This window comes from Arthrobacter sp. GCM10027362 (assembly GCF_042679445.1).
Taxonomy (GTDB): Bacteria; Actinomycetota; Actinomycetes; order Actinomycetales; family Micrococcaceae; genus Crystallibacter.
Genome location: NZ_JBHTML010000150.1, coordinates 1 through 10,108 on the forward strand (window position 1 = coordinate 1; position 10,108 = coordinate 10,108).

The window sequence follows — 10,108 nt, forward strand, 5'->3', positions numbered from 1 at the left end:
TCGGGCGTGACCACGTCCATGATGACGCCGCCCTTCAGCATCTCGGCCATGCCGCGCTTGACCCGGCTGCTGCCGGTCACCGGCGCGGTCGTTGAAGTCTCTTCACTGCTGGACACAAAAAGCCCCTAGGAGTAGTTGAAAACGGTACAGCTAATGATACGCCTGATGCCCGGCTGCCCGGCCCTACAGTTACCTCGAGCAACAGCCCGGGTCCCCGTCCTGAGCGGGCGAAGGGCGAGGCAGCCGCCAGAGCGGGGGCGCGGGCCCCATCGTGGCGACGAAGTCGACATGATGGGAGCGCCCCAAGAGAAGCGGCAGGGGTCCCCGTCCTGAGCGAAGGATGGAGGTAGCCGCTGAACGCTCAGACGGTGCTGCGGGTCTGGCGGTAGACCGCTGCCACCCGTTGGATGACCGTAACCACGCTGGCTGCTGCCAGCAGCACCAGAACGGTCAGCAGCACTGCCTCGGGCAGGCCCAGTCCGGTAAAGCCGGTGAAGACCAGGACCGCGACCAGCCGCTCCGAGCGCTCGGCAATCCCGACGTCGGCAGTGCAGCCCAGGGACTCGGCCTTCGCCCGGGCATAGGAGACCAGGCTGCCCAGGACCAGGCAGAGCAGGGCGGCCACGGCGACGGGCACGTTCGCTCCGCCGGTGAAGAACCAGACGGCCACGCCTGCGAACACCGCGGCATCGGCCAACCGGTCCAGGGTCGAATCCAGGAAACTGCCCCAGTGGCTGCGCCGCTCCAGCATCCTGGCCATGATGCCGTCCAGCATGTCCGAGAAGACGAAGACGGTGATGAACACCGTGCCCCAGAACAGCTGTCCCAGCGGATAGAAGACCAAGGCACCCACGCAGACACCGAGGGTACCGATGATCGTCACGGCATCCGGAGAGACACCCAGGCGGATCAGCAGCCTGGCCGGAGGGGAAAACAGCCTGCTGAAGAATGCGCGCGCGTATTTGTTCAGCATCGCCTCAGCCGGCCGGCCAGGCTTCGGCGACCTGCTCCCGGACTTCCGCCAGTGTCTGCGTAATCGCCTTGGTGTGGGCGATGATCGGGAAGAAGTTCCCGTCCCCTCCCCAGCGCGGAACCACGTGCTGGTGCAGATGGGCAGCGACGCCCGCGCCGCCGGCCGTTCCCTGGTTCATGCCCAGGTTGAAACCGGCGGGATTGGCCACCTTGCGCAGCACCCGCATGGCCGTCTGCGTCAGCTCGCCGAACTCGAGCGTCTCCTCGGGGTTGATGTCCGTGTAGTCCGGCACATGCCGGTAGGGGCAAACCAGCAGGTGGCCGGGGTTGTACGGATAGAGGTTGAGCACCACGTAGTTGTGCACGCCGCGGTGCACGATCAGCGAGTCCTCGTCCGGACGTCCCGGCGCCGCGCAGAAGGGGCAGGCGTCCCTGTCCTCGAACTGGTGCTGCCCGCCCTTGACGTAGGCCATGCGGTGCGGGGTCCACAGGCGCTGGAAAGCGTCCGGGACTCCGGGCAGCTCGAAGCCGTCGGTGACCTTCTCATCAGGCTGTTCCTGCACGGTGGTACCCGCTTCCTCGGTCATGCCTGGCGTTCGCTTTCTGCCCCATGCGTTTCGCGCGCAGGGACCCCCGCAAGCTCAGTTCGGCGGTTGCGCACGGTGTCGACGATCCGGGCCACTGCCTCGTCCACCGGGATGCCGTTGTCCTGGCTGCCGTCGCGGAAACGGAAGGACACCGCCCCGGCCTCGGCATCCTCGCCGCCGGCAATCAGGACGAAGGGGATCTTCTCCTTGCTCGCGGTGCGGATCTTCTTCGGGAAGCGGTCCGTGCCCAGGTCCGCCTCGGCCCGGATGCCCTGGGCGCGCAGCTTGGCCACGACGTCGGACATGTAGTCGTTGAACGCTTCGGCCACCGGGATGCCGACCACCTGTACCGGCGCCAGCCAGGCTGGGAACGCGCCGGCGTAGTGCTCGATCAGCACGCCCATGAACCGCTCTACCGAGCCGAAGAGCGCGCGGTGGATCATCACCGGGCGCTGGCGGGTGCCGTCGGCGGCCTGGTATTCAAGCTCGAAACGCTCGGGCAGGTTGAAGTCCAGCTGGATGGTGGACATCTGCCAGGTACGGCCGATGGCGTCGCGGGCCTGCACGGAGATCTTGGGCCCGTAGAACGCGGCTCCGCCCGGATCCGGGACCAGTTCCAGGCCGGAGGCCTCGGCCACCTCGGCCAGGGTGCGGGTGGCTTCCTCCCAAACCTCGTCGGAACCGACAAACTTCTCCGGGTCCCTGGTGGACAGTTCCAGGTAGAAGTCCTCCAGCCCGTAGTCCTTGAGCAGGTCCAGGACGAAGTTCAGCGTGGTGGTCAGTTCGTCCTTCATCTGCTCGCGGGTGCAGTAGATGTGCGCGTCGTCCTGGGTCATGCCACGCACACGGGTCAGCCCGTGCACCACGCCGGACTTCTCGTAGCGGTAGACCGCACCGAACTCAAACAAACGCAGCGGCAGCTCGCGGTAGGACCGCCCCCGGGAGCGGAAGATCAGGTTGTGCATCGGGCAGTTCATCGGCTTTAGGTAGTAGTCCTGGCCGGGCTTAAGCACCTCGCCGGTTTCCGGATCGCGGGTCTCGTCGATGTGCATGGCCGGAAACATACCCTCGCGGTACCAGTCCAGGTGCCCGGAGACCTCATACAGATGGCCCTTGGTGATATGCGGGGTGTAGACGAACTCGTATCCGGCGGCCTCGTGGCGGGCGCGCGAGTAGTCCTCCATGGTCCGGCGGATGATCCCGCCCTTGGGGTGGAACACCGGCAGGCCGGAGCCGAGCTCGTCCGGGAAGGAGAACAGGTCCAGTTCGGCGCCGAGCTTGCGGTGGTCGCGGCGCTCGGCTTCGGCCAGGCGGTCCTGGTAGGCCTTCAGGTCCTCCTTGGTGGGCCAGGCGGTGCCGTAGATGCGCTGCAGCTGCTTGTTCTTTTCGCTGCCGAGCCAGTAGGCGGCAGCGGTGCGGGTCAGGGCGAAGGCGTTGGAGATCAGCTTGGTGTTGGGCAGGTGCGGGCCGCGGCACAGGTCGCACCAGATGGTCTCCCCGCTCTTGCGGTCGACGTTGTCGTAGATGGTGATCTCCCCGGCGCCGACCTCGACGTTCACGCCCTCGCCGGCTTCCTCGGCCTCGCCGGACTTGTCCAGCAGGATCAGCTTGTACGGCTCGTCGGCCATCGCCTCGCGCGCCTGCTCTTCCGTGACCACGCGGCGGACGAACTTCTGGTTCTGGTTGACGATCTTGAGCATCATCTTCTCAAGCGTCTTCAGGTCTTCGGGAGTGAAGGGCTCCTCGACGTCGAAGTCGAAGTAGAAGCCGTCGGTGATGTATGGGCCGATGCCCAGCTTGGCGTCCGGGCGCAACTGCTGCACCGCCTGGGCCATGACGTGGGCGGTCGAGTGGCGCAGCACGTTGAGGCCGTCCGGAGAGTCGATGGTGACGGACTCGATCTTGGCGCCGTCGGGCAGCGGCCGGTCCAGGTCCCGCAGTTCGCCGTCGACCCGGACGACGACGACGTCGCGGCGTTCGGCGAAAAGCTCCGTTCCGATAGTGCCCGCAGCCACCTGGTTCTCTTCGCCGTCCACGATGAGGGTGATGTTCTGGGGCGCTGACACGGAGGTCTCCTTATGGATCGGGGTAGGCCGTTACTGCTGTGCCGTACCGGGGGCACCGCAAGCCTCTATGATGTTATCCGCTGGGCTTGGGGGCGACCAACACGCCCGGGGCGCGTGGCGGGGCCTTCGGGAAGAGAACTGCCCGGGTCTTCGGGCACTACGCTGGTGGCCATGAGCACTCGCGCCAACCTGAGCAAACAGCACCCACAGGCCTACCAGGCGCTGCTGGAGATGAACAAGGCGGCCTCCGCCGCGGCTGCGGCCGCCGGCCTGGACCAGCAGCTGGTCGAACTGGTCAAGATCCGCGCCTCCCAGATCAACAACTGCGCCTACTGCCTGCGCATGCACACCCGGGACGCACTGAAGGTGGGCGAGCACCCGGACCGGCTGGCCGTGCTGCCGGCCTGGCGGGAAAGCAGCGGGTACTTCACCGCCGTCGAACGCGCCTCACTGGCCCTGGCCGAGGCAGTGGTGAGGATCGACGGCGGCGGCCTCGACGACGGGCTCTACGGCCGGGTGGCCGAATTCCTCACCCCGGAACAAATCTCTGCGGTGGCCTGGGTGGCCAACGCGATCGGGGTGTTCAACCGGGTGGCCATCGCCAGCCGGTACCCGGTGGAGCCCTGAGCCTGAGGCCGCGGCGACCCGGGCCAGGTCCCAGGCCTCGAGGGCCTGCAGGCTGATCCCGCGCGGCCCGGTCCGCCGGGTGGTTCCCCGGATCAGCAGCAGCCGGGTGCCGAACAGCAGCGGGCCGGCCTGTTCCTGCGCCTCGTGGAAAAAGGTGCAGTCCACGCAGCCGGAGCCGTCGTCGATGCTGATGAACACCACCCGCCGGCCCCCGCGCATCGGCGGCATCTGGGTGGCCACCCGGATCCCCGCCACCAGGACCTCGGTGCCGCTGCGCAGCCCGAGCAGCTCCCGGGCGGGAGTGGTTCCCAGTTCCCGCAGCAGCGGCGCGTAGCTGTCCATTAGGTGGGCGCTGACATCCACCGCCAGCAGATCCAACTCGGTGCGGACTTTCTCGGCCAGGCTCGGTTCCGGGAAGACCGGGGTGAGGTTGCGCAGTTCCAGGTCCCCCAGCGGCAGGGCGAGCTGGCCCTCGATGGGCCGGTACCGCGCCGGCACTGCATGCCCGGCTCCGTCCAGGAGGTCCAGATGGTGCACCAGGTCCGTCCGGCCTGCGAGCGCGGCGGATCCGGCGGTCCGGGCCAGTTCGTCGAAGGCGCCCAGCTGGGCCAGCCGCTTCAGGGCGGGCCGGCTGACCTTGGCGCGAGCGCGCAGGTCCGCCAGCGAGTCATAGGGCTGCCCGGTGACGATGCGGCGGAGTTCGGCGGCGGAGAGTCCGTAGATGCCGGCCAGGCTGAGCCGGATGCCCAGTTTTTCCGGTTCGGTGTCCGTGGCCGGGACACGTTCGACCCGGTAGGTGCCTTTGCTGTGGTTGATGTCCAGGGGCAGGATTGGGATGCCCATCCGGCGGGCCTCGGCCACCAGCAGCCGGCGTGGGTACATGCCCGGATCGTGTTCCCACAGGCCGGCCAGGAAGGCTTCGGGATGATGGGTCTTCAGCCAGGCGGACTGGTAGGTGGGGACCGCGAAGGCGGCGCCGTGGGCCTTGCAGAAGCCGAAGCTGCCGAAAGCCTTCAGGGTGGCCCAGACCTTGTCGATGGTGCCGGCCGGGTAGCCGCGTTCGGCCGAGCGGGTGCGGAAGTATTCCTCCACCCCCGCTTCGGCCTCCCCGCTGCCCAGCCGGCGCCGCAGTTCGTCCGCCTTGGCCAGCCCGCAGCCGGTGAAGACATCAAAGGTGCGCAGCACCTGCTCGTGGAAGACGGTGACTCCGTGGGTCTCCTGCAGCACTGGCTTGAGGTCCGGGTGGGGGTAGTGCTCCGGTGCCCAGCCGTGCCGGTGTTCCAGGAAGGGCCGGACCATGTCGGATTTCATCGGGCCGGGCCGGAAGAGGGAGATGTCGATGATCAGGTCGTTGAAGTTGCGCGGGGCCATCTTGCCGACCAGTTCGCGCTGGCCCGGGGATTCGATCTGGAAACAGCCCAGGGTGTGGGTGCTGCGGATCAGTTCGAAGGTGGCCTCGTCATCGAGCGGAACCGCGTCCAGGTCGATCCGGCCGTCCGCGGCGATGTAGGCCGGGCCGCCGCCTGTCCGATCCGCGGGGTGGTTCCCGGCGGCGGTGACCGCTGCCTTGTCCCGGTGGATCCTGACGACCTCATCCAGGGCATAGGCCATGGAGCTTTGCATCCGCACCCCGAGCACGTCGAGCTTGAGCATGCCCATCGGGTCCATGTCGTGTTTGTCGAACTGGCTCATCGGCAGCCCGAGCCCGCTGGGCTGGACGGGGGTGCGGTCCAGCAGGGTCCTGTCCCCCAGGATGACTCCGCACGGGTGCATGGAGATATGGCGGGGCAGCCGGTCCAGCCGTTCGGTCAGGTCCACCAGCAGGTCCAGTTGGCGGTTCTGTTCCACCTGCCCGGAGACTTCCCGCAGTTCCGGTTTCTCCGCCAGCGCCTTCCGGAAGTTGCGGGCGGAGAACCGCCAGAGCTGCTTGGCGATGGCGGAAACGTCCCCGCCTTCCAGCCCTAAGGCCAGTCCGGCGTCGCGGACGGCCCCGCGGGCCCGGTAGCCGTTCTGCATGCTCATCAGGGTGACCCGCTGTGCCCCGAAGCGTTCGAAGATCCGGTGGTAGACGTGGTGGCGCCGGGCGCTTTCGACGTCGATGTCGATATCCGGCAGGGTGGAGCGGTCCCGGGAGAGGAAGCGTTCGAAGATCAGGCCGTGGTCCAGCGGGTTCACGTGGCTGATGTAGAGCAGGTAGTTCACCAGGCTGGAGGCTCCGGAGCCCCGGGCCGCGGCCCGTACGCCCATTCCGGTGATTATCCGGGCGACCTCGGCCACGGTGAGGAAGTAGGAGGCGAAGCCCAGCCGGGTGATGATGGCCAGCTCGTGGTCCAGCCGGTCCCGCAGCCGGCGTCCGGCCCGCCCGCCGGTGGCGGGGAACCGGGTGCCGATCCCGGCCTCGGAGCGGCGGGCCAGTTCGACGGCGGGTTCCTGGCCGATGCCGATGACCGCGGCTTCCGGCACCACCGGCCGGCGGTATCCCATGTCGCGGCGCGGATCCATCCGGCAGCGGTCGGCCACCGTCTCGGTGGCGGCCAGCAGTGCCGCGGCTTCACGGTTGCCCCATCCCGCGGTCCGGGAGATTTCCCGGGCCAGGGCACGCATCCGGTCCGCGTCTTTCAGCCAGCCCTGGCCGTTGGGCTGCAGGTCCGGCAGCCGGGCCAGCGAGGTCAGGGCGCGGGCGGAATCCAGCACGTCGGCGGTGGCGGCACCGTCTTCCTGGCAGTAACGCACCGCGTTGGTCAGGACGGCGGGCAGGTGCAGGTCCCGGGACAGCTTGAGCATCCGCACGGCATGGGCGGTGCTGAGGTTCTCCCCGGGCGGGCTGAGGTGGCTGACGGCTTCCACCACCAGCGCCCCGGGCGGCAGCGCGGCACTCCACTGTGCCGCCAGCCGGCGCGCCTCGGCGTAGCGGCTGCCGCGTCCCGCCTTCCCCACATCCGAATAGGGTCCGAGCAGCACCGTGAGCACCGCGGCGCCTTCTTCGCCTGCCGCATCCCCCGTTCCCGCGGCCCGCGCCGCCAGCCGGTCCAGGGTTATGCCGGGGCCGCGGGCTCCTTTGGGCCGGCTCCGTCCGCTTCCCCGGGCGGCTCCGGGATTTTCCGGTCCGGTGCCTTCATGGGCGTCCGAGACCATCCGGCACAGGGCGCGGTAGCCCTGCCCCTTGTTTCCCCCGTGGGCCAGCACCACCACCCGCCCGGCGTCGTGTCCCTGCCCGTCCCGCACCGCAAGGTCCACGCCCACGATCGGGTCCAGCCCGGCCGCCAGACAGGCCTGGATGTGCTTGACCGTGCCGTACAGCCCGTCCCGGTCCGTGCAGGCCAGGGCGTCCGCCCCGTAGGCGGCCGCCGCCTCCGCCAGCTCGTCCGGCCAGGAAACCCCGTAGTGGGCGCTGAAGGCGGAGGAAACATGCAGGTGCGTGAAGCTCATCGGCTGTTGTCCTGCTCAGGCGCCCATGCTTTGGACGGCGTCATGAATCTTGATCAGGCGCCAGCGTCCGGGGTTGCCCTGCCGGGAAAGGTCCAGGGTCCTGATCTGCGAGCGCTCGCTGAGGCGCACCTGGACCCGCCAGATTTCGTGGTCCACCAGCCCCGCTCCCCGGCCCGGTTCGGCCCGCTCCTCCTCGGCCCACCAGCTGCGGCGCTGGTACCAGCGCACCGGCTCGGCCACAATCCGCCAGGTCCGGCCGCCCCAGACCAGCCTGACCGGCTGCCCCGCCGGGGAACAGGCCACCTCCACCGCTTCACTGAAAACACCCAACGTTCCAGCCGCCTTTCCTTGGAAAATGCGGGCCAGATTCCCCGCAGTCCTGCAGCTGCTGCAGGCGCACGGCCGGAGCCTGTGACCCTTTCACCTTATTCGAATATATGTTCGAATCCAGTGTGGAGCCTAAAGGCTGCCGCTGACAATAAATCCCGCCGGGGCCAAAACGGCCCGGCAGGCAGGCCATCGGGGTAGCCGGGAGGCGGCGGCAGTGGCAGGATCGGGGCCATGAAGCCTCTTGTCACCGCCATCACCCTGGGCGTGCGCGATGTACGCGTCGCACGCCGGTTCTATGTGGACGGCCTGGGCTGGCAGCCTTTGTTCGAACAGGACGGGGAGATCTTCTTCCTGCAGATCGCCCACGGCCAGATCCTGGCGCTGTGGAATGTTGAGAGCATGCGCGGCGAGTACGGAGACGTGGGACATCCGGACGCCGGCCCCGGCATTCCGATATCCCTGGGCCAGAACGTGGACAGCCCTATGGAGGTGGACGCGGCCATCGCGCAGGCGGTCGACGCCGGGGCCCGGCTCGTCTCGGCCGGCAGGTACCAGTCCTGGGGTGGCTACAGCGGCTGCTTCGCGGACCCGGACGGCTACCGCTGGGACATCGTCTTCAACCCGGGGCTGGTTATCGCCGAAGACGGCACGGTGCAGCTGGGCCCGGGCGGCTGAGCGGCCGGCAGCTTCAGCTCTCCAGCAGATCCGGCTGCGGTACGATCAGCTCCGGGGAATTGTTGCGTACGTTGCCCACCGCGGCCCCGACCGGGTCCAGCATCCATCCGGAGGCGGCGTCGTACGCACGGTCCCGGACCAGTTCGGCCAGCGCCGCGCCGTCCTTTACCGTCGGGTCCAGCCAGGCATCCAGCGTGTCCCGGTCCATCGGCGCCGGCATCCGGTCATGCAGCGAGGCCAGTTCCCGCAGCACCGGGGAGGTGCTGTCCGCCGGCGGGGCGGCGGTGGTGATCACGGTGGTGGTCAGCAGCCACCGCTCCGGATCGCCCTCCGCCCTGGACGGGTCCTGCCACCACTCGTAGAGCCCGGCGAAGAGGATCGGGGAACCGTCCGCGGGATGGACGAAATACGGGCGCTTGGACCTCGGGCCCAGCTTCTTCCATTCGTAGTAGCCGTCCACCGGCACCGCGCACCGCCTGGCCCCCAGTGCGGCGCGGAAGGTGGGCTTCTCGGCAACCGTTTCGATCCGGGCGTTAAAGGCGCGCGCCCCCACCGAGGGATCCTTGGCCCAGCCCGGGACCAGCCCCCACCGGGCGATGTGCAGCTGGCGGCGGATTTCCCCTTCGACGACCCGCTCCAGCAGGATCGGCACATCGGTGGTGGGCGCCACATTGTAGGATTCCCGCAGCGCGAAGTCCTCCGGGTACTCGGCCCCGGTGGCAGCCACCAGGTCCCCCACCGCCCGGGCCATTACGTATCGTCCGCACATGGGACCAGTCTGCCATCGGCCCGCAGGCGCCCGGAACCCGGCCGCGGAATTGATTGGCCGCCGCAGGTGTTCTACAGATGGCGACACGTCATCAACAAAGGAGCGTCCCTTGCAGTACATCCCCGAAGCCGGCACCATCACCATGTTCTCCACCTCCTGGTGCGGTTACTGCCGCCGGCTGAAGTCCCAGCTGGACAGCCAGGGCATCGGCTACCAGGAGATCAACATCGAAGACGTGCCCGGCACGGCGGAACTGGTCGAGCAGATCAACGGCGGCAACCAGACGGTGCCCACCCTGCTCTTCCCGGACGGCAGCAGCGCCACCAATCCCTCGCTCTCCGAGGTCCGCGAGCGCCTGGGCGTCTGAAGCCCCCCATGTGACGATGTATTACGACGGCGCGGGTGCACCCGGCGATTGTGCCCTGCGCCACCCGGTGCGGAAACGGAGCCGGGTGCCGTAATTTCCATAACAAGTGTTATGGAAATTGTGACACCCGGTTTTTCTTTTCCTAGGATGGCGTCTAGGGCCCACCGGCCCGTTGAGTACCTCCATTCCCAGAAAGGGACGCGCCACAGCATGGTTCACAAAGTTCGGGCAGTTGTTGCCAAGGAAAAGAACGCGCCGGTTTCCATCGAGACCATCCTGGTCCCGG

At 68.2% G+C, this 10,108-nt stretch carries 8 protein-coding genes and 2 pseudogenes; 3 read left to right on the forward strand and 7 right to left on the reverse strand.

What is annotated here, in order from left to right:
- The 4 genes and pseudogenes from ACFQ36_RS17225 to thrS form a co-directional block, all read right to left on the reverse strand.
- Window positions 1-116 (reverse strand): annotated as a pseudogene (locus ACFQ36_RS17225) (pyridoxal 5'-phosphate synthase lyase subunit PdxS); the annotation flags it as partial.
- Window positions 117-361: 245 nt separating this feature from the next.
- Window positions 362-973: a phosphatidylinositol phosphate synthase gene (pgsA, locus tag ACFQ36_RS17230; RefSeq protein WP_377015812.1), complete on the reverse strand. Its 612-nt coding sequence runs from the start codon at window positions 971-973 to the stop codon at window positions 362-364.
- Between the two features lie 4 nt (window positions 974-977).
- Window positions 978-1,559 (reverse strand): HIT family protein, encoded by a 582-nt coding sequence (locus ACFQ36_RS17235; protein WP_377015815.1) that lies wholly within the window; start codon window positions 1,557-1,559, stop codon window positions 978-980.
- A complete protein-coding gene (thrS, locus tag ACFQ36_RS17240) occupies window positions 1,556-3,625 on the reverse strand; it encodes a threonine--tRNA ligase (protein WP_377015818.1) in 2,070 nt (689 codons plus the stop codon). Before thrS ends, ACFQ36_RS17235 begins: the two co-directional genes overlap by 4 nt.
- 231 nt (window positions 3,626-3,856) lie before the next feature.
- Here thrS and ACFQ36_RS17245 point away from each other — a divergent pair.
- Window positions 3,857-4,030 (forward strand): annotated as a pseudogene (locus ACFQ36_RS17245) (carboxymuconolactone decarboxylase family protein); the annotation flags it as partial.
- Window positions 4,031-4,072: 42 nt separating this feature from the next.
- On the opposite strand, the gene ACFQ36_RS17250 reads toward ACFQ36_RS17245, so the two are convergent.
- Complete coding sequence (locus tag ACFQ36_RS17250) at window positions 4,073-7,681, reverse strand: DNA polymerase III subunit alpha (RefSeq protein ID WP_377015821.1); 3,609 nt, start codon at window positions 7,679-7,681, stop codon at window positions 4,073-4,075.
- A 15-nt stretch (window positions 7,682-7,696) separates the two neighbouring features.
- Window positions 7,697-8,011, reverse strand: coding sequence for a DUF6504 family protein (locus ACFQ36_RS17255; protein ID WP_377015824.1), 315 nt, complete (start codon window positions 8,009-8,011; stop codon window positions 7,697-7,699).
- A 231-nt stretch (window positions 8,012-8,242) separates the two neighbouring features.
- On the opposite strand from ACFQ36_RS17255, the gene ACFQ36_RS17260 reads away from it, so the two are divergent.
- Window positions 8,243-8,686 (forward strand): VOC family protein, encoded by a 444-nt coding sequence (locus ACFQ36_RS17260; RefSeq protein ID WP_377015827.1) that lies wholly within the window; start codon window positions 8,243-8,245, stop codon window positions 8,684-8,686.
- A 13-nt stretch (window positions 8,687-8,699) separates the two neighbouring features.
- On the opposite strand, the gene ACFQ36_RS17265 is transcribed toward ACFQ36_RS17260, so the two are convergent.
- A complete protein-coding gene (locus tag ACFQ36_RS17265; RefSeq protein ID WP_377015831.1) occupies window positions 8,700-9,455 on the reverse strand; it encodes an SOS response-associated peptidase in 756 nt (251 codons plus the stop codon).
- Between the two features lie 142 nt (window positions 9,456-9,597).
- Here ACFQ36_RS17265 and ACFQ36_RS17270 point away from each other — a divergent pair, with 142 nt between their 5' ends.
- Window positions 9,598-9,822 (forward strand): glutaredoxin domain-containing protein, encoded by a 225-nt coding sequence (locus ACFQ36_RS17270; RefSeq protein WP_377015834.1) that lies wholly within the window; start codon window positions 9,598-9,600, stop codon window positions 9,820-9,822.
- Window positions 9,823-10,108: the final 286 nt, after the last annotated feature.

What these genes read in the sequence shown, in the direction of transcription:
- pgsA (WP_377015812.1), bottom strand. Translation starts at nt 973, where the DNA reads ATGCTGAACAAATACGCGCGCGCATTCTTCAGCAGGCTGTTTTCCCCT.
- ACFQ36_RS17235 (WP_377015815.1), bottom strand. Translation starts at nt 1,559, where the DNA reads ATGACCGAGGAAGCGGGTACCACCGTGCAGGAACAGCCTGATGAGAAG.
- ACFQ36_RS17250 (WP_377015821.1), bottom strand. Translation starts at nt 7,681, where the DNA reads ATGAGCTTCACGCACCTGCATGTTTCCTCCGCCTTCAGCGCCCACTAC.
- ACFQ36_RS17260 (WP_377015827.1), top strand. Translation starts at nt 8,243, where the DNA reads ATGAAGCCTCTTGTCACCGCCATCACCCTGGGCGTGCGCGATGTACGC.
- ACFQ36_RS17265 (WP_377015831.1), bottom strand. Translation starts at nt 9,455, where the DNA reads ATGTGCGGACGATACGTAATGGCCCGGGCGGTGGGGGACCTGGTGGCT.
- ACFQ36_RS17270 (WP_377015834.1), top strand. Translation starts at nt 9,598, where the DNA reads ATGTTCTCCACCTCCTGGTGCGGTTACTGCCGCCGGCTGAAGTCCCAG.